Annotated in this window: 27 protein-coding genes; 12 read left to right on the top strand and 15 right to left on the bottom strand. The window is 47.2% G+C overall.

The features are described from left to right. Window positions 1-99: 99 nt before the first annotated feature. On the top strand, window positions 100-753 hold the full coding sequence (gene bluB / locus AB432_RS07975) for a 5,6-dimethylbenzimidazole synthase (protein ID WP_048031811.1): 654 nt from the start codon (window positions 100-102) through the stop codon (window positions 751-753). Between the two features lie 254 nt (window positions 754-1,007). Here bluB and hrpB read toward each other — a convergent pair whose 3' ends face one another. After that, window positions 1,008-3,512 carry an ATP-dependent helicase HrpB gene (hrpB, locus tag AB432_RS07970; protein ID WP_048031810.1) on the bottom strand — a complete coding sequence of 835 codons (2,505 nt, stop codon included), beginning with the start codon at window positions 3,510-3,512 and terminating at the stop codon, window positions 1,008-1,010. Between the two features lie 139 nt (window positions 3,513-3,651). Between hrpB and AB432_RS07965 the strand changes: the two genes are divergently transcribed. Together AB432_RS07965 and AB432_RS07960 are read left to right on the top strand one after the other, a co-directional pair. Continuing rightward, window positions 3,652-4,482 (top strand): MBL fold metallo-hydrolase, encoded by an 831-nt coding sequence (locus AB432_RS07965; protein WP_048031809.1) that lies wholly within the window; start codon window positions 3,652-3,654, stop codon window positions 4,480-4,482. 84 nt (window positions 4,483-4,566) lie between these two features. Beyond that, a complete protein-coding gene (locus tag AB432_RS07960; protein WP_235617638.1) occupies window positions 4,567-5,199 on the top strand; it encodes an S-layer homology domain-containing protein in 633 nt (210 codons plus the stop codon). A gap of 71 nt (window positions 5,200-5,270) precedes the next feature. On the opposite strand, the gene AB432_RS07955 is transcribed toward AB432_RS07960, so the two are convergent. After that, window positions 5,271-5,981: a DUF421 domain-containing protein gene (locus tag AB432_RS07955; protein ID WP_048031808.1), complete on the bottom strand. Its 711-nt coding sequence runs from the start codon at window positions 5,979-5,981 to the stop codon at window positions 5,271-5,273. Between the two features lie 154 nt (window positions 5,982-6,135). Here AB432_RS07955 and AB432_RS07950 point away from each other — a divergent pair, with 154 nt between their 5' ends. Further along, window positions 6,136-6,528: a VOC family protein gene (locus AB432_RS07950; protein WP_048031807.1), complete on the top strand. Its 393-nt coding sequence runs from the start codon at window positions 6,136-6,138 to the stop codon at window positions 6,526-6,528. Window positions 6,529-6,568: 40 nt separating this feature from the next. On the opposite strand, the gene AB432_RS07945 is transcribed toward AB432_RS07950, so the two are convergent. Both AB432_RS07945 and AB432_RS07940 read right to left on the bottom strand, forming a co-directional pair. After that, window positions 6,569-8,089, bottom strand: a complete 1,521-nt coding sequence (locus AB432_RS07945) for a PH domain-containing protein (RefSeq protein WP_048031806.1) — start codon at window positions 8,087-8,089, stop codon at window positions 6,569-6,571. A 2-nt stretch (window positions 8,090-8,091) separates the two neighbouring features. Then, window positions 8,092-8,583 carry a PH domain-containing protein gene (locus AB432_RS07940; RefSeq protein WP_048031805.1) on the bottom strand — a complete coding sequence of 164 codons (492 nt, stop codon included), beginning with the start codon at window positions 8,581-8,583 and terminating at the stop codon, window positions 8,092-8,094. A 307-nt stretch (window positions 8,584-8,890) separates the two neighbouring features. Here AB432_RS07940 and ahpC point away from each other — a divergent pair, with 307 nt between their 5' ends. Next, window positions 8,891-9,454 (top strand): alkyl hydroperoxide reductase subunit C, encoded by a 564-nt coding sequence (gene ahpC, locus AB432_RS07935; protein ID WP_048031804.1) that lies wholly within the window; start codon window positions 8,891-8,893, stop codon window positions 9,452-9,454. A 13-nt stretch (window positions 9,455-9,467) separates the two neighbouring features. Next, window positions 9,468-10,997, top strand: coding sequence for an alkyl hydroperoxide reductase subunit F (gene ahpF / locus AB432_RS07930; RefSeq protein ID WP_048031803.1), 1,530 nt, complete (start codon window positions 9,468-9,470; stop codon window positions 10,995-10,997). Window positions 10,998-11,045: 48 nt separating this feature from the next. Here the strand turns inward: ahpF and AB432_RS07925 are convergent, their stop codons facing one another. From AB432_RS07925 to AB432_RS31270, 4 genes are all read right to left on the bottom strand, one after another. Then, window positions 11,046-11,876 (bottom strand): prohibitin family protein, encoded by an 831-nt coding sequence (locus tag AB432_RS07925; RefSeq protein ID WP_048031802.1) that lies wholly within the window; start codon window positions 11,874-11,876, stop codon window positions 11,046-11,048. An 86-nt stretch (window positions 11,877-11,962) separates the two neighbouring features. Beyond that, a complete protein-coding gene (locus AB432_RS07920; RefSeq protein ID WP_007727516.1) occupies window positions 11,963-12,178 on the bottom strand; it encodes a hypothetical protein in 216 nt (71 codons plus the stop codon). A gap of 13 nt (window positions 12,179-12,191) precedes the next feature. After that, window positions 12,192-12,341, bottom strand: coding sequence for a zinc ribbon domain-containing protein (locus AB432_RS30980; RefSeq protein WP_206767977.1), 150 nt, complete (start codon window positions 12,339-12,341; stop codon window positions 12,192-12,194). A 32-nt stretch (window positions 12,342-12,373) separates the two neighbouring features. Then, the gene (locus AB432_RS31270; RefSeq protein WP_256434937.1) at window positions 12,374-12,496 is read right to left on the bottom strand and encodes a hypothetical protein; all 123 of its coding nucleotides are present in this window, start codon (window positions 12,494-12,496) and stop codon (window positions 12,374-12,376) included. Between the two features lie 271 nt (window positions 12,497-12,767). Between AB432_RS31270 and AB432_RS07910 the strand changes: the two genes are divergently transcribed. From AB432_RS07910 to AB432_RS07900, 3 genes are all read left to right on the top strand, one after another. Then, window positions 12,768-13,034, top strand: coding sequence for a CD3324 family protein (locus AB432_RS07910; RefSeq protein ID WP_048031801.1), 267 nt, complete (start codon window positions 12,768-12,770; stop codon window positions 13,032-13,034). An 83-nt stretch (window positions 13,035-13,117) separates the two neighbouring features. Then, window positions 13,118-13,876: an MBL fold metallo-hydrolase gene (locus AB432_RS07905; protein ID WP_048031800.1), complete on the top strand. Its 759-nt coding sequence runs from the start codon at window positions 13,118-13,120 to the stop codon at window positions 13,874-13,876. Continuing rightward, window positions 13,873-14,610 carry a class I SAM-dependent methyltransferase gene (locus tag AB432_RS07900; protein ID WP_048031799.1) on the top strand — a complete coding sequence of 246 codons (738 nt, stop codon included), beginning with the start codon at window positions 13,873-13,875 and terminating at the stop codon, window positions 14,608-14,610. The genes AB432_RS07905 and AB432_RS07900 overlap by 4 nt, the downstream gene beginning before the upstream one ends. 52 nt (window positions 14,611-14,662) lie before the next feature. Here the strand turns inward: AB432_RS07900 and AB432_RS07895 are convergent, their stop codons facing one another. Together AB432_RS07895 and AB432_RS07890 are read right to left on the bottom strand one after the other, a co-directional pair. Further along, on the bottom strand, window positions 14,663-16,504 hold the full coding sequence (locus AB432_RS07895; protein ID WP_048031798.1) for an ABC transporter ATP-binding protein: 1,842 nt from the start codon (window positions 16,502-16,504) through the stop codon (window positions 14,663-14,665). Window position 16,505: 1 nt separating this feature from the next. Continuing rightward, on the bottom strand, window positions 16,506-18,236 hold the full coding sequence (locus tag AB432_RS07890) for an ABC transporter ATP-binding protein (RefSeq protein ID WP_048031797.1): 1,731 nt from the start codon (window positions 18,234-18,236) through the stop codon (window positions 16,506-16,508). A 158-nt stretch (window positions 18,237-18,394) separates the two neighbouring features. Between AB432_RS07890 and AB432_RS07885 the strand changes: the two genes are divergently transcribed. Continuing rightward, window positions 18,395-18,775, top strand: a complete 381-nt coding sequence (locus tag AB432_RS07885; protein ID WP_048031796.1) for a VOC family protein — start codon at window positions 18,395-18,397, stop codon at window positions 18,773-18,775. Window positions 18,776-18,852: 77 nt separating this feature from the next. Here AB432_RS07885 and AB432_RS07880 read toward each other — a convergent pair whose 3' ends face one another. The 3 genes from AB432_RS07880 to AB432_RS07870 form a co-directional block, all read right to left on the bottom strand. Beyond that, window positions 18,853-19,269: a VOC family protein gene (locus AB432_RS07880; RefSeq protein ID WP_048031795.1), complete on the bottom strand. Its 417-nt coding sequence runs from the start codon at window positions 19,267-19,269 to the stop codon at window positions 18,853-18,855. Window positions 19,270-19,349: 80 nt separating this feature from the next. Further along, window positions 19,350-20,660 carry an FtsW/RodA/SpoVE family cell cycle protein gene (locus AB432_RS07875; protein ID WP_048031794.1) on the bottom strand — a complete coding sequence of 437 codons (1,311 nt, stop codon included), beginning with the start codon at window positions 20,658-20,660 and terminating at the stop codon, window positions 19,350-19,352. Continuing rightward, entirely contained in the window at window positions 20,657-20,989 is a 333-nt protein-coding gene (locus AB432_RS07870; protein WP_048031793.1) for a PadR family transcriptional regulator, read from the bottom strand. Before AB432_RS07870 ends, AB432_RS07875 begins: the two co-directional genes overlap by 4 nt. 167 nt (window positions 20,990-21,156) lie before the next feature. On the opposite strand from AB432_RS07870, the gene AB432_RS07865 reads away from it, so the two are divergent. Together AB432_RS07865 and AB432_RS07860 are read left to right on the top strand one after the other, a co-directional pair. Then, the gene (locus tag AB432_RS07865; protein ID WP_048031792.1) at window positions 21,157-22,416 is read left to right on the top strand and encodes a hypothetical protein; all 1,260 of its coding nucleotides are present in this window, start codon (window positions 21,157-21,159) and stop codon (window positions 22,414-22,416) included. A 51-nt stretch (window positions 22,417-22,467) separates the two neighbouring features. Beyond that, a complete protein-coding gene (locus AB432_RS07860) occupies window positions 22,468-22,950 on the top strand; it encodes a GyrI-like domain-containing protein (protein WP_048031791.1) in 483 nt (160 codons plus the stop codon). Between the two features lie 58 nt (window positions 22,951-23,008). Here the strand turns inward: AB432_RS07860 and AB432_RS07855 are convergent, their stop codons facing one another. Together AB432_RS07855 and AB432_RS07850 are read right to left on the bottom strand one after the other, a co-directional pair. Continuing rightward, window positions 23,009-24,391, bottom strand: coding sequence for a hypothetical protein (locus tag AB432_RS07855; RefSeq protein ID WP_048031790.1), 1,383 nt, complete (start codon window positions 24,389-24,391; stop codon window positions 23,009-23,011). Beyond that, window positions 24,375-24,917: an RNA polymerase sigma factor gene (locus AB432_RS07850; RefSeq protein ID WP_048031789.1), complete on the bottom strand. Its 543-nt coding sequence runs from the start codon at window positions 24,915-24,917 to the stop codon at window positions 24,375-24,377. Before AB432_RS07850 ends, AB432_RS07855 begins: the two co-directional genes overlap by 17 nt. Window position 24,918 lies beyond the last annotated feature (1 nt).

The raw sequence follows: 24,918 nt of genomic DNA, 5'->3' as shown, positions 1-24,918 counted from the left end.
TTTAGCGTAGGACATGAATATGTCAAGTAGATGTCTGGAAGGAACCATACTTTGTAAGTAAAATAAAGAGACCTGAATGCAAATAGGGAGGTTTTTCTCATGAAACGCTTAACTGCAGAAGAAAAAAACGGGCTGTATAAAGCCATCAGCAATCGTCGCGATATTCGTACCTTTCGCCAAGACCCTGTCGCCCCGGAAAAGCTCGCCATGATCTTGGCTGCTGCCCACCATGCTCCTTCTGTCGGATTCATGCAGCCTTGGAATTTTGTCCTGGTAGAAGACGACGAAACCAAACAAGCTCTTGCAGAATGTGCGGATAAAGAACGCCGGGCACTTGCCATCCACTACGAAGGAACGGGACGAGAATCGACCTTTTTAGAGTTGAAAATTCAAGGAATCAAGGAAGCGCCTGTCACCATCTGTGTCACTTGTGATCCTACACGTGGCGGAGACCATGTACTCGGTCGCAATTCCATCCCGGAAACAGATATTATGTCTGTTAGCTGTGCGATCCAAAACATGTGGCTGGCAGCCTACGCAGAAGATTTGGCGATGGGCTGGGTCAGTTTCTACAAGAAGGCCGACGTGCGTCGTATCCTGAACATACCGCCGCATATCGATCCTGTCGCATTGCTGTCGATCGGCTACACGGATCACTATCCGGAACGTCCACTCTTGGAGCTACACCAATGGAGACAACGCGAGGATCTGCAACAGTTGATTTATCGGGAGCAGTGGGGAAACAAAGCGTGAGCCTTGACCCCATACGAAAGAAAGGGCGCTGCAACTGCGGCACCTTTTTTTCACAAAAAAAAGACCGCCTGTTGTAACAGGCAGCCCTAAGAAATAGAGGGGGTAGTACGTGATTCACGGTATCTTCCTGACGTGCCAGAACACGAAGAAGGTTTCACAATTGACGTGACTCACGAACATGGAACTAGCAAAATGGGAAATTTCACCTGACGCGATGCCCTCCCTCTATACCCGAATATACCTAGCGAATCGATTTATATGCGTGGCCTCGTCCGGTTTGTTGGAATGGCAGCTAGCGGATCATCCGGCCAATAATGCTTGGGATAACGGCCCTTTAAATCTTTTTTCACTTCAAAATACGCATGTGCCCAAAAGCTCGCCAAGTCCCGTGTCACTTGTACCGGACGATGAGCCGGCGAAAGCAGGTGCAATGTCAGTGGCACTCTGCCTCTGCCTATTCTCGGCGAGTCTTGCCAACCAAACAGCTCCTGTAGCCGGACCGAAAGCACCGGTGCTGCTGGATCGCTGTAATCGACAGGAATTTTGGAGCCACTCGGGACGATCACATGAGTCGGAGCGTATTCGTCTAGTTGTCTGCGCTGCTCCCATGACAGCATACTCTCTAGCAACGTCGCCACTGACAGCGACTGTAGGTCTTCCTTTCTTTTGAAACCATACACATGGGGAGCGAGCCACTCCTCCAGGGAAACAAGTAGTGCCTCATCTTCCACATTCGGCCAGCCTTCCTCCAGACGTTGCATAAAGAGCAAACGCTCCCGATACTGTCTCGCCTGCCGATTCCACGGCAAAATTTCCAAGCCTTCTTCTTTTATTCCGTGCAAAAACGCTGTTAACACCTCATCTGGTGAAGCCTCCGCAGCCATATCCGCCAACAAGATTGCCCCCAACCGCTTTTGCTTGCGGCTGCGAACTGCCCCCGCTGTATGCTCCCACCATACGTTCATTCGTTCGGTAATCTGCATCGCACAATCCTTCAACAGGTCGCTTTCTTCCACGCTAGCCGCCAGTAATATCCGACTATCTGCGCCTTGGTCATCGAGTTCTGCTGCCACAATATACGGTGAAGCAGCCAGTGGTTGCTGCACGGAAAAAGCCGCCCCGCGCCCATTGCGAAGCAAATAACGTCCATCTGCCCTTCGCTGGGCAATCCGGTCCGGGTACGCAAACGCCAGCAGTCTTCCCGTCGCTTCTGTACGAGTGGAGGTGTCACCAGACTGGTTGTTTGCCCATCCCCGTTTGAAGTGCGCCGCCTCCTTCCAAAGTCTTTTGCATGCTCCTACATCAATCGGAAGCTCCACTGCCTCACTCTGTTTGTTTGCTACCTGACGAAGCAGTTCAACACGCGTACGCATATCCGCATCTGCTGACGCTTGGCGCCCCCGCACAATATCTCGTTCTTCCAAGAGGACAGCCAGCTCGCAAGCCAGATCACCTTCCCCCAGCTCATTCGCTTTTTGAATCATGTGGCCCAATCTCGGATGCACACCCATCCCAGCCAGCACTCGTCCATGTGGTGTGATCTGCTTCCACTCATCTAATGCGCCCAACTGAAGCAACAGCTCTTGAGCCTGTGCCATCGCTGGCTTCGGCGGAGGATTCAGCCAATCCAGCTCGTCCGACGACCCAACACCCCACAGGGCCAGCTCCAAAGCGAGCACAGCCAGATCCGCTTCCATAATTTCAGGTGCCTGCTGGGGAATGAGCATGCGATCTTCTTGCTCTGTCCACAGTCGATAGCAGACTCCGGGTGCAAGCCGCCCAGCCCTTCCTCTGCGTTGGTCTGCGGACGCCCTTGATACCTTTGCTGTCTCCAGCCTCGTCATCCCTGTTCGTGGAGAAAAGCGCGGGACCCGTTTTAATCCACTATCAATCACGATGCGCACACCTTCGACAGTCAAGCTCGTCTCGGCAATAGAGGTGGCGAGGACAATTTTGCGCTCCCCTGTTTTCCCGGGCTGGATCGCCTTATCTTGTTCCTCCTGCGACAAGTTTCCATAAAGAGGCGCAATCCGGATATTTGTGCCCACACCGCTTTGTTCAAGCAAACCTTGCACCCGGTGAATTTCTTTGGCTCCTGGTAAAAAGACCAGCATATCTCCCTCTTCTTGTCTCAACGCTTGGAAGCTCATCTGGACAACCGCTTCCTCCAGACGCCCCTCCATCGGGGAAGTCAAAAAGTGCGTCTCCACCGGAAACATCCTGCCTTTACTACTGATAACAGGAGCATTCCCCAGCAAGGCTGACACAGGCTCGGCATCGAGCGTAGCGGACATCACGAGAATTCGCAGGTCTTCCCGAAACAAGCTTTGTGCTTGAAGACTTAGGGCCAGTCCTAAATCCGCGTGCAAATTCCGTTCGTGGAACTCGTCAAAAATAACAAGACCGACATCAGATAGCTCTGGATCATCCTGTAGCATTCTCGTTAAAATTCCTTCTGTAATCACTTCAATCCGAGTGTCTGGCCCTACTCTTGACTCGCGCTTGACCCGGTATCCGACCGTTTGTCCAACTTCTTCCCCCAGCAAGGCAGCCATGTAGGTAGCAGCTTGACGTGCGGCCAGTCGGCGCGGGACCAGCATTACTATTCGACGATTGCGTAACCAAGCTTCTTCACGCAAGGCCAGTGGTACCCGCGTCGTCTTCCCCGCACCCGGAGCTGCGACCAATACTGCGTTCGTCTCTTTGCACAGCGTGCCTATCAGCTCTGGCAATACTTCATTTATCGGCAATGCATTCATGTTTTCACCTCATACGAGCAATCATCCCTATTCATCATACATGATACAGGGATGAAGGATGAGTGTAGATCGCAAACAAAAAATGACTGAATAATCATTCAATAGTATAATGATTCCATCACGATGGGAGGTGTGCGGCATGATTCACATTCATCATCAGGAAGACGTGGCATGTCTGGAAGGGATTGTTCGCGTTGGGGATTGGGAATCAGGGATTTATGTCTATGTGACGGATGGCATGCTGGTTGATACTGGCCCGAAAGTACTCGAGCAAGCTCTCGTTCACAGGTTTCAGGAAGCCTCGTTTGATTCGGTCGTACTGACGCACAGCCATGAAGACCATGTCGGTACCGCCTCGTGGATTGCCCAGCACAAGCAGGTCCCTCTTTTCATTCACGAAAAAGGGGTGAATATTTGCTCGCAAAAAGCACAATATCCTTTCTACCGTAAGCTTACTTGGGGGATTCGCGATCCGTTTGTGGCCCAACCTTTGGGTGACGTCCATCACTCTCGCTCCATCGAATGGAAAGTTCTTGATACCCCCGGCCATGCCCATGACCATATAGCCTTATTGGATGAAAGGACCGGTCGCTTGTTCTGTGGCGATCTTTTTATGGGTGTGAAAACGAAGGTCATATTACGAGAAGAATCGGTCCCCACCTTGATGAATTCCCTTCGTAAGGTCCTCGCGTGTGACTTCAAGTCGATCTTTTGCGCCCATTCCGGATATCATCCAGACGGGAAAACACGCTTGCAACAAAAGCTGGAGCATTTAGAGAATCTGTCTGGGGAAATCCTGCATTTCCATAGCAAAGGGCTTTCTCCCCATGCAATTAACAAGCAACTGTTTACCTCTAAACCGCCGATCATTACGGCTTCATCTGGCGAGTTTGACTCGTTGCATATCGTCACATCTGTTCTTGCAGAACACCTTCCTTTTCCTACACCGGATAGTATACTGGAAGGATAATCCTTACCATTTCATAGAAAAAAGAGAGGAGAACATAAGGGGGTTGTTAGCGGTTATCCTGACGGACGCTTCCAGCCTGAAAGATTGGTAGACAAAGCAGAATTGACCGTCATGATCTATCGCCTGTTTGATCGTTACAGACCGTATAAAGCTAACCAAAAGACAGATTACAGTGACTATCGCATCGAGCGATTTGCCGACGTGCCCAAAAATCACTGGGCGTACACGGAGATCAGCTCGATCGTCACAAGAGACTGGTGGAACGCTGTCCGCTATTCTTCCAACGGCTACTTTTTTTACCCAGACACGAAACTAAATCGAATTGGTGCGGCAAACGTCCTGCCCGTCTTTATGTTAGAAAACCAAGACATTCCAGCGGCAGAGGTCTTACAAATCCTTTCTGGCATGCGGGATATTCCCATCATCTTGAATCAGTATTCGCTTGACCCAAATTCACCTGAAGCTTTTTTCAAGCAGGATGGTCGGTACAACGAAGCTGGGAGAGACCAAACGAACATCCTGTATCCGCTTCTCTTTGGCCAAAATGGCGATGAAATATTGTTTACGGATGACTACAGCGGAATCCTCGGAACCAATCTCGCGCTCTTGCAAAAAACAGGGATCATGACTGCATGGAACGGCAAGTTCGAGGGTGGAGACATGCTGACTCGCTCAAAGAAGCTATCACTATTTTGCACAGATTTTATACCTATTTGAAGCAATCAGGAACACTCAGCCAATACTCGAGCAAATGAAAAACCTCCATCACGGAGGTTTTTTACTAATCCTTATTCTTTGTCGATCGGATTGCTGATATGGTCATCATACGGGTCGAAATAAATTTGTCCATTGGAGCTAATCACGGCGTAATTCACTTCTGCGACGCTCAAGCCTTTTTTGCCCACCTGTGAGAGTAGCCACTCGATGGTTAGGCTATGTTGACGTAAATTGCTCTGGATGATTTGGCCATCCATGATCAATTCAATCGGGAATGTCTGCCTCGCCCCCATTTTCAGTTTCAAGTCTCCACGAGTGACAGGCAGAAACTGCGGTTTTCGCAGAACCGATACCTCTCCATTCAACTCCAGCACAGCATATTGAACTTCTTCGATATTAAAAATGTTTCTTTCCCTCAGCTCTTGATTCAGCGTATCCAAAGACAGCTTTAGCTTGCGCATGTTATCTTCCAGAATTCTTCCATCCTGGATAATCACCGTCGGTTGACCCGAAAACCATTTTCGCATTTTCCGGTTTTTCAGAGAAAGGATCATGAGCAAATAGGCGATGCCACTAAAAGTGAGTAACACCACGATCATATGCGATATTTTGATCATGTTGTTAAAAGCAAGATTTGCTGTCAGCGCCCCCAAAGTAATCGCCGCGACAAAGTCGTGATACGTCATTTGCGCAATTGTCTGCTTGCCCAACATCCTTGTAATGATCATCATGATCGCAAAAGCCAGTACTGCTCTCGCAATCATTTCCACAATAGATTCCATGCTCCACCCCGGGGATGACGAAATTTGCACCATAGCCCAATTATAGCCATGTTCATCATTGGAAAACCTATCATGACTACTTGGGCATACAGACTTTTTCTTCAAATTCTTCTACAATAGAAAAAATCAGACCTGTAGAAAGGAATGAAGTGATATGGCGATCAAAAAACTGGAGCATGTGGGATTGATGGTAAAAGATTTGGAGGCCTCGATTGCCTTTTACACGGAAGTGATTGGGATGGAGCTAAAAGGAAAGCTCTCCCATTCCAACGGAGTCATTACGCTTGCTTTTCTTGGCTTTCCAGGAAGCACAGAGACAGAGCTGGAGCTCATTCACGGATATAACGATTCTCTGCCAGTAGAGGGCAAGGTCCACCACCTTGCGTTTGCTGTGGACAACCTCGAAGCTGAAATCGACCGTTTGAAGCAACTACATGTATCCTTTATCGATCAGGAAATAACCACACTGCCGAACGGTTCGCGTTATATGTTCTTCAAAGGTCCGGATGGGGAATGGCTGGAGCTGTTTGAAAGCACAAGAACGTAGAGGGAAAGGTTCTCCTTTTCCTTCTACGTCCCCTCTTCTTCTATTCTACTTTGATCTCTTTTCTACGTCCCATATACCACTGATAAAACCCTTCCGCCAACTCTATCGGCACATCTGTTACCCCTTTATGACTCACTGGTTTGGCGCGATTGACCGTTTTGATCGAAGCAAGCCCTAGCCGTTTTTGCAGGAGACCCCTTTTGACGTTTACCTCGATAATCTTTTCTCGTTTGGAGACAAATAAAGTCGTAGTTAGGCTCCCTGTTTGGAACTGAATAAAGTGATCATTCAAGGTGTATCGGGTGTTGCAGAATTCAATGACTTCAAAGGCCAGGATGATCAGTGTCAACGCAATGGATATGACCCACCACGCTTGCTCCCACCCCCAAATATTCGGCTTGAAATAGGAAAGCGCACCTGTGCCTATGATCCAAATCCAGCTCGATCTGACCAAGCGAACCCATAACGCTTTTTTGGGGAGACTCGTCATTTCTTCCTTCACTTCATAAGCAGGCAATATTTCGGAGATCATCTCATACGCACGTTTTACTGGTAAAAATGGATAGAGCGAGCTGACATCCTGTTTATCTTTATCCGAATCACTATCCCCGCCGACAACCGTCAGCTTGACTTCGGCGAGACCCAACATGCGCTTTAACAAGGATTGTTTGATTTTAATCGCTTGCACTCTCTCTTTTGCAATCGAAAAAGCTGTTTCTTCAATGACTCCTTTGGCAATGTAAATCCGCTCATGATCCGACGAAATCTCGTATTTTCCATAACGAATATAGGTCGTAACCATGCCGAATACGATGGATAGGACGAGTAGTCCAACGGCTGTCAGCGTGATAAATGTCCACGAGCTCATAATCAGCGAATAAATACCTACTACCTGCTCCTCCACGTCGATATATTCGGTGAGCTTGAAATACGCCCATACCAGTAACGTAATCATCCCGAGGAAGCTGAGAGAAGTGAAGGAAGCCTTGATAATCTCTTTTTTCGTTGGCGTAAAGTGAATAATTCGCTCAGGAGTGGCAGACGGCGTACCGATTTCCCCCGAAGAGGTCGCGTCTCCTTCTTTCCCTTCGGCTTCAGCTTCAGGCTCTTTTTCTAAACGCATTCCCTGTTTCGTGTAAGCCTCCAGTCGATCTGCTTCATTCAGAGAAATCACCGCGAATTCCACTCTAGAATCATCGCCAACCATCCCTGTCTCAAATCGGATAGAAGTCACTTTAAAAATCCGGTGCAGCAACGTCGTATGTCGATTGACGTTTTGGATTTTGGTAAAAGGAATGGTCTGCTTTGTCTTCGTAAAAATCCCTGCGTATAGATGGAAAGCCGTTTCATCCAGCCTATACTTGTACGAGACCCATTTCAAAAGCAGATAGATCAGCATCCCTCCTACATAGAAGTAAAAAACAATTCTCCCGTATGTAATGAATGCGCTTGTCGAGTCATAATTGAACACAAACAAAATCAACGCAGGAAAAAACAGATGCTTTACTTGGATGATGAGATCAAAAAGGATAGTTAGTGGATGGTATCGTTTTGCTTCCATCGCTACTCCACTTCCTTTAATTTGGCGTATTGTGCAATCTGTTCTCTTAATTGAGCAGCGACATCCCCCGGCAATCCTGGAATTTCGTGCGAGGAGCCCATCGTTTTTATCGAAATGGTGTACAGTCCATATTTTCGTAAAATCGGTCCTTGTTTTGTTGAGACTGCTTGGATTTTCGTCATAGGGACAAGGAAATGTCTCTCTGTGATCACCCCGAATTTCATTTGCAGGAAATCTTCATCGATATCATACCGCCAGCTTTTGTATAAAAAATACGGCTCGACAAAAGACCAAATCGTCGCGATCACGCCGATAACGAGCAATCCGTGCAGACTCCATCCGATCCATTCCTTCCAGGCAAAACGATTATCTAGATAATAAAGTACGGCCAAAATAACAAGCCCGATCACAACCGTAATCCCCTCGGTAATAAGCTGTACCTTGAACGCGTCCTTGGACAAGCATTTTTGCGGTGCGCTAATTGGTGATGGCATATCATCACTCCTGTATGTTTATTCCGCTGTCAATTCGCTCTTTATTTCATACGTAAAACAATCCGCTCGGTTTCTACGCACGAATGGTCAATTTTTCGCACAGCAAACGAATACTCTGATGCCGTTCGAATCATACTAAATAATGGTTAAAACGTCTTGTAAAAATTATCACATTATAATCATTATAAAAAACTTGACTTACTGAATCATTTATTAAATAATAATCATTGTAAATTATATTCAAGCATGCCTCGTTACGCATGTCCTGAATATGTAAATACAAAAAACATATAAAGGAGCTAACACTATGTCACTCATCGGAACTGAAGTATTGCCTTTTAAAGCACAAGCATTCCAAAAAGGTAAATTCCTCGAAGTAACTGAAGCAAACTTCAAAGGTCAATGGAGCGTAGTTTGCTTCTACCCAGCAGACTTTACTTTCGTTTGCCCTACTGAACTCGAAGATCTGCAAAACCAATATGCAACTTTGAAAGAACTCGGTGTGGAAGTATACTCCGTTTCTACAGATACTCACTTCACTCATAAAGCATGGCACTCCAGCTCTGAAGCAATCGGTAAAGTAGAATACATCATGATCGGCGATCCTTCCCATGTGATCTCCCGCAACTTCGACGTATTAATCGAAGCTGAAGGTCTGGCAGATCGCGGTACTTTCATCATCGACCCAGACGGAGTCATCCAAGCTGTTGAGATTTCTGCTGGTGGCATTGGCCGTGATGCAAGTGCTCTGATCAACAAAATCAAAGCAGCACAATACGTTCGCAACAATCCAGGTGAAGTTTGCCCAGCAAAATGGCAAGAAGGTGGCAAAACACTGAAACCAAGCCTTGATCTCGTAGGCAAAATTTAAGGTGTGATAGATAATGGCCCTTGACCAAGAAATCAAAGCGCAACTAGAACAATATCTCGAGCTCTTGGAAGGCGATATTGTACTCAAAGTCAGTGCAGGCACCGATGAGGCATCTTCTGAGATGCTTGCACTGATTGATGAGTTAGCCAGCATGTCTTTGAAGATCAGTGTGGAGAAGGCAGAACTAACTCGCACACCTAGCTTTAGCGTAAACCGTGTCGGTGAAGATACTGGCGTCGTTTTTGCTGGTACTCCACTGGGTCACGAATTTACTTCCTTGGTATTGGCTCTCTTGCAAGTTAGCGGAAGAGCTCCAAAGGTTGAGCAAAGTGTCATTGATCAAATCAAAGACCTTCGTGGTGAATATAAGTTCGAATCTTACATCAGCTTGAGTTGCCACAATTGTCCAGATGTTGTCCAAGCTCTGAACTTGATGAGTATCTTCAATCCTGGTATTACTCATACAATGATTGACGGTGCCGTATTCAAGGACGAGGTAGAGAGCAAAAACGTGATGGCTGTGCCAAGCGTTTTCCTCAATGGTGAATTTTTCGAAAGCGGTCGTATGACAGTGGAGGAAATTCTTGCCAAGCTGGGTTCTGCTCCGGACGCATCCGAGTTTGACAATAAAGACCCTTATGATGTGCTTGTTGTGGGCGGTGGCCCAGCAGGTGCTAGTGCGGCGATTTATGCAGCACGCAAAGGGATTCGTACTGGTCTCGTTGCTGAACGTCTTGGCGGTCAAGTCAATGACACATTGGGCATCGAGAACTTCATCAGTGTGAAATACATTGAAGGTCCTCAGCTCGCAGCCAACTTGGAAAAGCAAGTAAAAGAGTATGGCATTGATGTCATGAAGCTGCAACGTGCCAAGCGTTTGGAAAAGAAGGATCTGATCGAAATTGAACTCGAAAACGGCGCTGTTCTGAAGAGTAAGACAGTCATCTTGTCGACAGGTGCTCGCTGGCGGAATCTCGGTGTACCGGGTGAAGCAGAGTTCAAGAACAAGGGTGTAGCTTATTGCCCTCACTGCGATGGTCCTTTGTTCATAGGTAAAGATGTCGCAGTTGTTGGCGGCGGTAATTCAGGTGTGGAAGCAGCGATTGATCTCGCAGGTATTGTAAAACATGTAACGGTTCTGGAATTCTCGCCAGAGCTGAAAGCTGATGCGGTATTGCAAGATCGTCTTTACAGTCTGCCGAATGTCACTGTACTCAAAAACGTTCAAACCAAAGAAATCACGGGTACGGATAAAGTAAACGGCATTTCTTACATCGAACGTGAGACAGGTGAAACCAAGCACATTGAATTGCAAGGTGTGTTTGTACAGATCGGTCTGGTACCGAATACAGATTGGTTGGGTGACACGATTGAACGCACTCGCTTTGGTGAGATCGTGGTAGACAGCCATGGTTCTACAAACATCCCTGGTGTTTTTGCAGCCGGTGATTGCACGAACAGTGCTTATAAACAGATCATCATTTCGATGGGATCTGGTGCTACTGCGGCTTTGGGAGCTTTCGATTATCTCATCCGCAACTAAGAACAAAGCCACTCCTCTTCAAGGGAGTGGCTTTGTTTATTTATTTGGTTATGGGGCACCCACGTTGATAAACGGAGTAGCTCCACCCGTTACGTTCGGCAGCTTTCCATCCCATTTGCGGATCGCTTCGAGTTGCGCCTCAATCTGTCTGAGCTGAATCAGCTCTGGCGTAACCTCTTGCTTTTGCAGCCGCAGTGCTTGTGCCTGAGCTTCTGCTCTCGTGATTTCTTGCTCTTTCTCGATCTTGATCCGCTCTAGATCCAGCTTCGATTTGAGCGCTTGCTGCTCGGCCACCTGCTTGGATTCAATGGCGCGGTTGAATTCATCACTGAATGTAAACTCGCGAATATTGATTTCGTCGAGGATAATGTTATAATTTGACAGCTTTTTATGCAGGACTTCTTTTACCTTTTGGCTGACCTCGGAACGCTTGGATACCAGTTCTTCTGCTGTGTATTGAGCGGTCACGGCTTTAAATGATTCGGCAATGGCAGGATCAACAATTCGGCTATTGTACTCCAATCCCACTTGCTGATACAGCTTATTGACATTTTCTGCATCCAAATGATGGTTAACAGCAATCGTCGTAGATACGGTTTGCAGGTCACGTGAAGCGGATGTCTGGCTCATTTCTGATTTTTGTACCCGCACTTCCATCGGTACCACGGTTTGGATGAACGGAATTTTAAAATGCATACCCTCTTGCAGCACTTTTGGCTGTACCGCTCCCAGTTGCAGCACAACTCCACTATGCCCAGCGGAAATAATCGTAAAAGATTGCGTGCCAAGCAAGACCAACGCGACCAGTATCACAATCGTGGCGATCAGCTTTCCTCCTGCTTGAAAGGGACTCATTTTTACAACATTTTTGTCGCTCATTCTCGTCCTCCCTCTATCTATACATGCTCATTCATTTATACGAGGGAGTGGGGTATAAGTTTCAAGAAATTTATGAAAAATACATGTCAGGAGCGCTCTGCTTTCGATGCTTCTAAAAGAACATGTGCCATACGCTCTGCTTCGATTTTGCATAGCTCAAACTCGACTTCACCAGATACATGCGAAATCAATTGGATGACTTCCTCACACCCGTGATTGCATATTAAAAACTGTCCCCAGCGCACTTCCGAACGTGGTACCTTGCGGGCGGAAAAGCCGCTTTGAAAACCGCCAAGACTCATGTCATTGCATCTCCTATCCGAAAAACAAATCTACAATATTCATCGTTGACGAAGAATTTCGTTTATACATTTCACTATAACCGCAATTCACGCAACTGATTACATCATATACCTGATACTGAACATTCAACATGCGCGATAAGCCACCGCCTGTAGCGGACATCTGTGTCACAGTTGTCCGCGTGCAGCCGCATTTTATACATCCTCTGCGTCCACTGTTACGATCTGACGAAGCTCTCTCTTGCCTTGTACACCTGCACTGGTTGTTTTGATCCAGATTTTCGTTGCATATTCCGCATGCTCCCAACATCTTACCACCTCAACTCATTCGATTATCCACAGTCCCCTCATCATACCCTTTATTTGGAAAAGAAGGCAAAGAAGAATGTTGAAGAAACTCCCCTTTCTCACTACTATAGAGACAAGAAGGGAGATGATTCATATGCTAGACCCTTATGTACGAAGAGCCGAATGCGGCTCTGAGCAAAGAGTTCCTTTCTCTTGGTTCAGAGCCTTCCCCATATTGAGTTGAGGATCTCTTTGCTCATCTATATACGCACATCACGCTATATAGACAGGAGCAAAGCACATGAAATACAAAAATGCACAAGACCTATTGCCAGACGATCTGCTTCGTCAAATTCAGCATTATGTACAAGGAAGTTACTTGTACATCCCGATCCACCACGAAAACAAACGACAATGGGGCGCCTCCACAGACACAAAGCAATGCCTAAGCGAGCGCAATCAAGCGATTTGGCAGGCATTTCACGAAGGGGCTTCTGTCAAAATGCTCGCCCAGAAACATTACTTGACCGAACACAGTATTCGGCGCATTATTCGTGGACATAAATGAGACAGAGAAAAGATTGACCGTGTGTCTGTTCCCCAATTGCGTTACACTCCTTTTTAAGATCAATCAGTCAGGAGGGACAACGCATGAACCAGATTCACTTTCTCGCCATTTCGTTTATGTACAATGGATCTGCACAGGTCATTACCCCGGTGCTGCTGAAGGATGAACATGAAATGATCCTTGTCGACTGTGGTTATCCAGATTTTTTGCTACTGCTTCAGGAGGCCGCACACAAGCAACAGCTTACGCTCGACGACCTTACGAAGGTCATTGTGACACATCACGATATGGATCACATCGGATCTTTGGCAGCGTTAAAAAGAAGCTATCCACACCTCGAAATCATCACCTTCGAATCCGAAGCACCATACATCGCCGGACAAAAAACTTCTTTGCGATTGGAGCAGGCCGAAGCAACACTGGACCATCTGTCGTCGGGTGAAAAGCAGCACGCTAAGGAATTTATTCGCTTTTTGCAGTCCATCGAGCCCACTGCGGTTGATCGAACCGTAACGAATCACGAACTCCTTCCTTGGTGTGGTGGCATCGAGATCATTCACACACCTGGACATATGCCGGGACATATTTCGTTGTATTTGATCGCAAGCAAAACGCTGATTGCCGGAGATGCTGTTGTAATCGAAAACGGTAGACTCGAAATCGCCAATCCGTCCTATACGCTGGATATGCAGGAAGCGATTCGCTCTGTCCGCCGCTTACTCGAATATGACATCGAGCAATTGATTTGCTATCACGGTGGATTGTTTCAAGGGGACGTCAAACAAGCGCTGCGGGAACTAGTCCAAGCCTCCGACCCGACCCAGGAGGTTTTGAACGGATGAAACAGAACAAATACGATGAGCAAGGTTTTTTCATCAAATACAGTCAAATGGCTCGTTCGGTTGAGGGACTGAACGCCGCGGGAGAATGGCACGCGTTCCGGGAGCTACTGCCTTCCCTTCGCGAGAAAAAAGTGCTCGATCTAGGCTGTGGCTTCGGCTGGCACTGCCGATATGCGCGTGAGCAACAGGCCCGCTCCGTTGTGGGTGTGGACCTTTCTGATAACATGCTGGCTCGTGCCAGAGAGACGACAACGGATCTCGCTATCGAGTATCTCCGCCTTCCGATAGAAGACATTGATTTTGCTTCAGAGGAATTCGACGTCGTCATCAGCTCCTTGGCCATCCATTATGTGGAGCGCTTTGACCTGCTTTGCCAACGTATTTATCACTGTCTTGCTCCTGGAGGTTCCTTCGTTTTCTCCGTGGAGCATCCCATCTTCACTGCTCTGGCTGAACAGGACTGGCATTACGGACCCAGGGGCGAACGCTTGCACTGGCCAGTGGACAACTATCAGCAGGAAGGCATCCGGCAAACCACCTTTCTGGATCATGAAGTCGTCAAGTATCACCGAACGTTTTCGAGCTATATGAACGATCTCCTTGCTGCCGGATTTCACCTAACAAAAGTCGCTGAACCTGGTCCTCCTGAAGAAATGCTGGATATACCCGGGATGCGAGACGAAGTCCGTCGGCCAATCTTTTTGTTGATCGCCGCCAGCAAGCAAGCATCCTAACTCGAAAAAGCACCCCGTCCTCCACGTCATTTTGTTTGGACGGGGTGCTCTATTATTCCCCAGCAACCTCCAGATTTTTAAACTGGTTGTAAAACAATTGATAATAGGTACCTTGCTGCTCGATAAGTTCGTCGTGGCTACCTTTTTCCACGATCTCTCCCCGATCCACGACCATAATCGTGTCAGCATCCCGAATCGTGTTAAGCCTGTGTGCTATTACAAAGCTCGTACGCCCTTCCATAATGGTGAGGAGCGCATCCTGGATATTCAGCTCTGTCCGTGTGTCGATGCTGCTTGTCGCCTCGTCGAGTATGAGCAGCGACGGCTTGGCGAGAATGACACGGGCAATTGCCAAAAGCTGGCGTTGTCCCTGACTCAGGTTGCCCCCATTTTCCGTCAGCATGGTATCATAACGCATCGGGAGCCGATTGATGAACACATCTGCATTTGCCATTTTCGCAGCCGCTACTACCTCCGTATCTGTCGCATCCGGCTTGCCGTACATAATATTTTCCTTGATGGTACCGGAAAACAAGTACGTATCCTGCAAAACAAAGCCAAAGCTGCGCCGCAAGCTGTCTCGAGAATACTCCCGAATGTCTTTTCCGTCCAAATAGATCGTTCCTGAGGTCACATCGTAAAACCGTGTGAGCAAATTCACGATGGTAGTCTTGCCTGCACCTGTCGGACCGACTAACGCGATGGTGCTCCCTGCCTGTGCCTCGAAGCTGATATTTTTCAAAATCGGTTGATCTGGACGATAGCCGAAGCTGACCTGATCAAAAACGACATGGCCCTTTGGCTGTGCAAGCACTGTGGCAACGGGAGAATCCAATGGCTCCTCTTGTTCATCCAATACCTCAAACACACGCTCCGCACCAGCAACACCGGATTGAAGCACATTGAAAATGTTCGCGAGGTCGTTCAGCGGACGGACAAACTGTCGGGAATAACTGAGGAAGCTCGCAATCACACCTACTGTGATCCATCCTTTTACAGCGAGAACGCCTCCGACAATCGCCACCATGGCAAAGCCGAGGTTGTTAATCACGTTCATGATTGGCATGAGAAAGCCAGTCCAGACCTGTGCCTTCATCCCGATCTTGCAGAGGCGGTCATTGATCGTCGTAAAGTCCTCAATGGCCTTCTGCTCATAATTGAAGGCCTGCACCACCTGAATGCCTGAAATCGTCTCTTCAATGTGCCCGTTCAGCTTGCCCAGCTCCATCTGCTGATTTTTGAACAGGACGCTCGTTCTTTTGGCAATCGTGCGTGTAAGCAGGAACACAAGCGGCACTGTGATCAGGCATGCGAGTGTCAGGATCGGAGACAAGACGAGCATCATCACCAGCGAACCGAGGAGCACGATCCCTCCTGACATCAACTGCGTTGTGGATTGAGAGATGGAGTTGCTGACGTTGTCGATATCATTCGTGAGCCTGCTCATTAACTCCCCGTGCGTTCGCGAATCGAAATAAGCAATCGGCAGCTTTTGCAGCTTGTCAAAAAGGGCTTGTCTCAGATTCGTGACGATCCGTTGCGAGATGCCTGCCATTAACCAGCTTTGTAAAAACGTCAGTGCCCCATCCAAGATGTAAGAGCCGAGCAAGGCAAGAATGATGATAGACAAAAAGCTAAGAGCTTCCTCGCCACCTGTCATCGCATCAATCGACTTTCCGATCAAATAAGGCGCAGACAGCATGAGTAGTGCATCGACAAAAACAATGACAAATACAATAGGCAGCAGCTTTTTTTCTTTGCCAAAAGCTTGCCAGAGCCTTTTTAGCGTACCCGAAAAATTCTTGGGCTTACTCACTGGACCTCTTGCAGCACCATGTCCAAACCCTCGGCCAGGTCTTGGTGAAAAGACCGGTTGTTGCTTCTGTTGACTCACCTTACTTCACCTCCCGGCCGATTTGTGACTGAAAGATTTCCTGATAGACCTGGCAAGAGGTCATCAGTTCATCATGCGTACCGCTGCCAGCGACTACTCCATTGTCGAGTACGATGATTTTATCCGCATCCATGACGGAGGTTATTCTCTGTGCGATCAAGATGCAGGTAAGGCCAGACGCATAGGCTCGAAGCGCATCCTTAATCTTCCCTTCTGTCGCCACATCTACCGCGCTTGTACTGTCATCGAGAATGAGGATTTCCGGCTTTTTCACCAAGGCTCTGGCTATGGAAATACGCTGCTTCTGTCCTCCGGAGAAGTTGACTCCTCCCTGCCCTACGCGTGTCTCATAGCCTTCAGGAGTGGTGGAGATGAACTCGTGAGCCTGCGCCATACGTGCTGCTTGCTCGACCTCCTCGTGGGTCGCCTCTGCCTTGCCCCAACGAATGTTTTCCATCACCGTACCTGTAAACAGCATTGTTTTTTGCGGTACAATCGCCATTTTTTCACGCAATCGCTTCGGTTCGATGTCTCGTACATCGATGCCATCTACCCGAATCGTGCCTTCCGTTACATCATAAAACCGTGGAATCAAGCCAACCAAACTGCTTTTTCCAGAGCCTGTCGACCCGATAATCCCGACTGTCTCCCCAGGCAGACAAGTAAACGAAATCTGCTTGAGTACTTGCTGACCGCCTTCTCCATCATACGAGAAGCTGACCTCTTCGAAGTCGATGCGCCCCTTTTGGCCTGGAAGCTCGTGAGGTTGTTCCTCTTTCCAGCTCATTTGGTTTTCCTCAGCAAATACTTCCCCGATGCGTCCTGCCGATGCTTTGGCTCGCACAAACATGTTAAATACCAGGGAAATCATCATGAGTGAAAACAAAATTTGCGTCATGTAGTTCGTAAACGCGATGATATGTCCGACTTCGATGCTTCCCTGTTCTACGCCAAGCCCCCCAAGCCAGAGGACCGCGACAATTCCAAGGTTCATCGTCAGCATAATCGCTGGACTGAAGATAGACATTACCCGCGTAGCCGATACGGATTTGGATTGCAGCTCTTCGTTTGCCCGTGTAAACTTGCCACGCTCAAAATCAAAGCGATTGAAAGCCTTAACAACCCGTACGCCAGATAAATACTCGCGCATCGCACCGTTTACCCTGTCGAGTGCTTGCTGTACCTTCAGGAAGAACGGAAAACCGATTTTCATATTCAAGAAAATAAACAGACCCACAACGGGCACGACAATTGCGAGAATCACAGCCAAATCCACGTTCAATTGGGTGGCCATAAACAATCCGCCAATACACATCAATGGCGCTTTGACGAATATTCGCATCATGCCGTTTACAAACATCTGCACTTGATTGACGTCATTGGTCAGACGTGTCACGAGCGAGGCTCTGTCGAACTTGTTCAAGTTTTCAAAGGATAAGGACTGCACTTTTGCAAACAAATCCGCTCGTAGCTGTGCACCAAAGTTTTGCGAGACGTATGTGGCCAGCACATTGCGGATCGATGCAGCGACTGCCCCCAACGCCGTAACGAGCAGCATCAGCCCGCCTGTCTTGAGCACATAGTCCATATCCCGTTTTGCTACACCCGTATCGATAATGTGCGACAGGATCGTCGGCTGCAAAAGATCACATACCGCCTCCAAAGCCAGAAAAAACATGGATATCCCGGCGACTACGCCGTATTTTTTTATGTATGTTGTGTAGAAGCGCATCCGTTCACCCCATCTGTGTTCTTACGTACAAGATAACGCTTAGCTAGCGAAATGTCACGAGTGATTGTCAAAGGGAAAGTGTGGGGCTTACAGGTTTTTCCTACCATCTTCGTCGAAATGATAGGCGATAGATTTTTCCTCGAATGGGAGATGAAATGATGATTCAATCACTGTTAAAAGGCATGGAAGGGGTTTTTATACCTGTGACGGACCCGCGTGCCTCTGCAAAATGGTATGAAGAAAAGCTTGGGTGCAGACCTTTGTTTGTAGAAGAGGAAGCGGTCACCATGCGGATTTCCGATGAATCAAGCACCGTGATCTGTCTCGTCCGCGTAGAGAACCATCAGCCAATGGCATTTCCGGAAAATCATTTTGGCGTCGGCAAATACTATAATTTTCTTCCCGCGGACATTGAAGCGGCACATCAACTGTTAACAGAGCGTGGAGTGAGGGTAACCCCGATTGATGAATTTGGGTCTACGAAGGTGCTGACGTTTTTTGACCCAGACGGGAATCCGCTTGGGATGTGCCAGTATTGAATGGACAAAAAGGGCAAAAAGCTGGAATCCCTTTTTCGATCCCATGCTTTTTGCCCTCAGTTCGTTTACTCCGTCTGTTATTCCTTTGGAACAGCACCTTGATCCATATGCAAGAACTCCCACAGATGACCGTCCAAATCTTGAAAGCTCCAGCCGTACATGAAGCCGTGGTCAACCGGCTCTTTCGATGGAGTTGCGCCCGCAGCTAATGCTTTGTTTACGATCTCATCGACTTGTGCTCTGCTATCCGCAGACAACGCGACAATGACCTCGGTGCTTTTCGTAGCATCTGTCAGCTCTTTTTTCGTAAACGTTTGGAAAAACTCTTCGACGAGCAGCATGGCAAAAATATTTTCTCCGATCACCAGGCATGCTGCGTTTTGATCCGTAAATTGCGGGTTAAATTCATAGCCGATTGCCGTGAAAAAGTCTATGGATTTGTTGAGGTCCTTCACTGGTAAATTGACGAAAATCTGTTTGGATTGCAATGCCATGTGTACTTCCTCCTCGGGTTTGTTTTTCCTTGATGTCTATATCCTAGCATTACCGATCGCCCGAGGCTTCTTCTGGATTGCTATTTTGCCATGTAGGTATGTGGCTTTCCGATCGAGTTCTTATGACGATGGACACTCAAAATGAGACCGAGGGCAGTAAAATGAGCCAAGGCAGTCCCTATATTAGTATAGCTGAGAAATGGAATCCCAAGAGTCACGATTGGCAGCAGCCCTGTTGACATCAGCAGTGGCCAGAAGAAGTACACGGAGAATAAAGGAACGATACTGACTATGAGATGCTTGCCATACGGTTCGTCCACTTCCTTGACAACCCGAGCCAGTCTCATCATAAACAGGGTAACGGCTAACAAGATGATGATGCCCCCAAACCAGCCATACCTATAGATTAAATAGGTGAACTTGAAATCGGAGTCTAAATAAGGCATGTTCGGTAAAGGAGCTTGGAAGCCCTTGCCCCATAAACCCGCCGTGCGGAGCACTTCCATCAACTCCAGATAATAATATCCCCATCCAAGCGCATCTTTGGTCGGTTGCAACCACCCAAGTAAAAAGCGTTCCAAAGGGAAGCTGTCCAACAAAAAAGCAGCAATACCAGCAACAGTAGACGCAGTCACCAAGAAGAGTTTTTCTTTTCGAGCAGTTTTTGCATACATCATAATTATCACGAATCCAAATAGATAAAGCATAAGATTCTTGTGCGATCCAGCTATAAGAAAGAGGCTAGCGGGCAACAAAACAAATACAATCAGCTTGGAAGCTGTCCCCCGGAATCGCCATGTCCTGGTAAGAATCATGCCCGCAACACTTATGAGAAAAAAATACGTGGACATGGCCGCAAAATCAATCGTAATGGAACGACTTATGTGTAAATATGATTCTCCATTTATTGTATAATCTTGCACAAGAACAATCAAAAGCACTACGACAGTCAGCACGTACAAATACAACGAGTACGGCAAAAGCTTCCGATAATCCGTGAAGGTAACAGCGAGCATCACACCGATACCAAATAAGGTATAGAACCAGTATCTATCCAGTTTAAACTCGATAAAACTGACCTGCATTCCATACATCGTAAACAGCCCAACAGCCAGGAAAGCCATCACATACACCAGAAGCCTCCACTCCACTTTGGGCTTATAAATCCGATGCAACTGCTTCCCAATCGTAGCAGAATCCCCCATTTGCAAAATGGCTTGCCTCACAGCTTCTTCCTCTTCCACGCCCTCGTCCATCTGCTCATCCATCAAATCAAGCAGGTGGCTTTCCAGCTCATCGCGAATTCTGCGATGCATTTCCGTTGCCCGCACATGTCTACATACTTGGTCGAGATAGTCGGCAATCAATGGATGTGTATTCGTTTGCTTCATGCTCTTCCCTCTCCCAGCACCCGATCAATCCCATCGCGGAACGTATGCCACTCGAGCTTTTTCTCCTTCAATTGCCCGCGACCTTCTGCCGTAATCCGATAATATTTACGCTTCCTCCCATCCTTCTCATCCCAATACGCTTCCACATAACGCTCCGCTTCGAGTGCATGCAGGATCGGATACAACGTCCCTTCTTTTAGCGTAAATAGACCATTTGACTCTTTCTCAATAGCTTTCGCGATCTCGTACCCGTACATTTCCTTTCGATCCAGCATCGTCAAGATCAGGATCACAGTACTGCCTTTTAAAAGCTCCTTATTGATTTTCATAGTGCCTCCCGATTTAACTCCATATACCTAGATAAACAATACATCATAAATCTATGTATACAATTTTATCATCCAAATCTTGTAAGATCAACACATACGTGACATTCATCTTTCGAGAAGCGTCTACCTTCTACATACAAAAATGGAAAGAGAAAGTGATTCCACCTATGAAAAAGACCAACTACGTCAACATTCTGTTAGCTCTGAGCCTTACTCTATCAATCGTTCCTTCTGTCGCACATTCCGAAAATGCCATCCGTTCAGACAGACCGGAAACGACAGTACTCAAGTACGTTCCGACAGAAAAAGAGATTCAGGTACCACCTGGACTAACGGAACCATTTTTCGTACCATTTGCAGGATCGAGTCCGAATGATCCCTATTACAAAGAGTTCAAGCAGAAATGGTTCCCTCATTTTGCCCTTGTTTCTCCTACAGGAAAAGTAATCGATCAGCAAGAAGCGCTATTATATCCAGGCTACATCAGTCCATTGCAAAACGGGTATGGCTTTTTTCAGATTATTACCCACTTTAAAAACAGCTCGTTTATTATTTTCGATCAACAAGGCAACACACAGGAATTAACCACCTATAACGATTACTTCACGCAAATAGACGGAGAGTGGTTTTTGTATTCTCCCACAAGCTATACCTCTTATCTGTACAATGCTCGCACGAAAATATCCAAGCAGATCACAGATGAGGAACTATTTCCAATCTCGAGTGAGCATACGGGAGAAAAAACTTTCGACATTCATCACTACCCTTTTGTCAAACGTAACGTAAAGGATGGCATGGTTTTATCCTACAAATTGGGCTTAAAAGACATGAATGGCAAAATACACGCAAAGCCTTTCTTTGATGAGTACATGGGATTCAGCGAAGGATTGCATCGCGTGAAAATAAATGGCATGACCCATTTTATTACGCATGAAGGAAAAGTCGTGTTGAAGCCATCCCGAAATTACAAGGTGGAATCCAACATCCATTCGGGAGTTTTTATCATTTCCGGGAAAAAGGACAACGAGGAATTTTATTTATTGATGAATAAAAAAGGAACATTCGCTTCGAAAAAGTATGCGTTTCTAAAAGAGACGAGTGACGGACAGTTTATTGCGGTGTCGAAAACAAAGGACGGGTATTTCTTCCAGAAAATCAATGCGATGGACAAACCGACCACGACTCTGCCTTACAAGCTGGATAAACCAGAGCAGCTCAAGCAATTGAAACAGACAGGCAAGCTTTTTCATACAGACACGCAGATCATTGCAGACGTGGCGAACAAACAGCCGTTCCCGTTTCCGCACAAGCTGCTTACGCCTCCTAGAAAGGAAACCGTTTCTATGGAATATACGATAGGTGGCAAGAAATATATCGGTACGTTTACACATGATGGAACGAAGATATATGCCAGAGAGCTGAAATAGCTGCTGGATTAGCTCTGTTCCTTATTTCACTAGACGAAGGGACGTTGTTTCATGAATCCTACCATTCTCACCCGCGAGGAAACACACGTAATTGGTATCACTTTTACGGCGAATGTGACAGAAGACTTGGGCAAAAAGCTCTCCGCTACTACAACTCAAACTTTGCGAGCTAGAAAAAGCGAGATTCACAATCAGGTTGGAGAGGGCGAATACCTGATCCAAATCTATCCTGACAAAGCTGACTTCGATGCGGCGGTAGATCCCTTTACCACAATTATTGGACTCGAAGTTTCCAGCCTCGCCGATATTCCTGAAGGGATGGTCAATCACACGATTCCTGCGGGGACATTTGCAAAAGTAACACACAAGGGACCTGAGACAAACTTGGGCGAGACGTATGCTTTTCTTTACGGGTCCTGGCTCTGTGAATCGGGATATGAGTATGCCGGATTTGATTTTGAGTATTGGGACGAACGCTACAAACCAGAGCAGGAAGACAACGAGATTGATATTTATGTTCCGCTCTTCAAATAAGAGACATAGTGAAAAACCAGGGAATCCTCTCCCTGGTTTTTCTGTTGGTATGATGTTATTAACTACGTACCCACTCACCTGTCAGCGCATCCACCATATAGAGCGGTGTGTCGTGATAATAAATATGATAGACGAGACGCGGTTCTAATTTTCCTGTAGCCGGATTCTCCATCAGCTTGTAGACCAATCGGAGCGGACGATGGGTGACGTATACGCTAGTCGCGTCTTCCCGTGACATTGCTTTGCTTTTGTCAGGAAGCGGTTTAGAATCCTCTGCATACGGAGGAATGATTCCGATCACCTGTTTCCTGTCCACATCAAAATGAACTGTATAGCCCCCCATAATCGGGACTCCCTGATGGGACTTAAAGAATTGATAGGTTTCGATGTTGCCTTTTCTAGTGGCAGGACCAAGAAGCAATTCTTTGGTATCTAACGGAAGGTATTTCTGAAACTGTTTAGCTGCTTCTTGAACATTTTCTAGCTTCGGATGAGGGAGCTTCTCCTCTTTCTCATGGATATTCCCATACCGATAGTCGAGAATATCGCCTGTTTCTGTCACCACGGTCAGTTCCATTTTCTGTTTGGTTCGCGTCTCTATTTTGTACGTATGTACGCCCGAGCCCTGGCGAACCACGAAGGAAAACGGCGGCTCGAATCCCCACTCCCGAAAAAGTCTATCTGCCTCTTTGATGTCAGGAGCTACCAGCTTAATACCTCCTGGTTTCACAGGAATTGGCGGCATTTCTACGAGACTGTAATCGGGATGATAGCGTTCTGTGGAGTAAATTTCTCCTGTGATGGCATCGATATCACCTGAAAATGGAAACTCGTATTGCAATCGCCCTTCTTCCTCTGAATAGAGAAGCCGGGCACTTTGCCCAAAAATCTCCTCGGCCTGCTTCACTGGCATTGCCCTTTTAGGATCAGGAAAGACCATCCCTGTCGTATCGTTTGTCTGTACCACTTTTTTATGATGCCTGCCCTCCTTGTCTATTGTAAACGTGTATTGGTCTTCAAGAACCGGAATGTTGTTAACCGTCTTGTTCATCACGACATGACCTGTTTCTGTATTGGACAGCATGCCGTTTACCGCATATTGGCTTGCATCTCGCCCTGCCAATTCTTGCAGCAGCTTCTTCGCCTGCTCGTATACAGGATGGGCGGGAAGCTGCGGACTGCTTGTTGCCGTCACTTGAGGGTCCGCCCGTTCGTTTTGCCCCATCCCAGCCATGATGTACAGTCCAAAGCCAAAAGCGATCACGACTGCTGTTATCCCCGCTGTCAACGGATTCATGAACAGCCGTCCCTTCTTGCCAACCCGACTCGTTTCTTGTTCCAGCACAGTACGTAAACTCTCTACAAACTCCTTACGTGGGGGTGTACTTTTTTGCAGAGTTGCTAACCGTTCCAGCATATCTCGCTCATTTTGCCAATCCACTGTACAACTCCCCCTTCTTCGTATGCGACAGTTGGCCATGCAGCAGCTTCAATGCCCGGTGCATCGTCGTTTTCACGTTTGATTCTGAACAACCCAGTATTTCGGCTGTCTCTTTGACGCTGTACTCTTTAATGCCTCGCAGAATGACAACCATGCGGTAATGTGGCGGCAGTCCCTTGATCGCAGCGATCAATTCCTGCTCATCCTCCCGGCTTTCCGCTTCCTGTGCCGGATTCCCTTCCGAGGCTGGCATCACGACAGACAGCCAGTCCCCTGACAACAGCTTTTGCCACTTGCGTTTTCGATAGTAATTCATCGCTGTATGCTTCGCGATCGCAAACAGCCATGTCTTCATTTCAGATCGCTCTTCAAATCGTTCAAGAGAGCGAATCACTCGCAAAAAAACCTCCTGCGTCAAATCTTCTGCATCATTCTGACTGCCGGCAAAGTACAGCAAAAATTGATATACATCATGATAATGCCGCTCATAGATGGTCATGACCTGATGTTTCATTTCTTCATACAAA

It is taken from the genome of Brevibacillus brevis (genome assembly GCF_001039275.2).
GTDB classification, from domain to species: domain Bacteria; phylum Bacillota; class Bacilli; order Brevibacillales; family Brevibacillaceae; genus Brevibacillus; species Brevibacillus brevis_C.
Note: the sequence above shows the minus strand (reverse complement) of the source record. Positions and strands in the feature narration are given on the sequence as shown.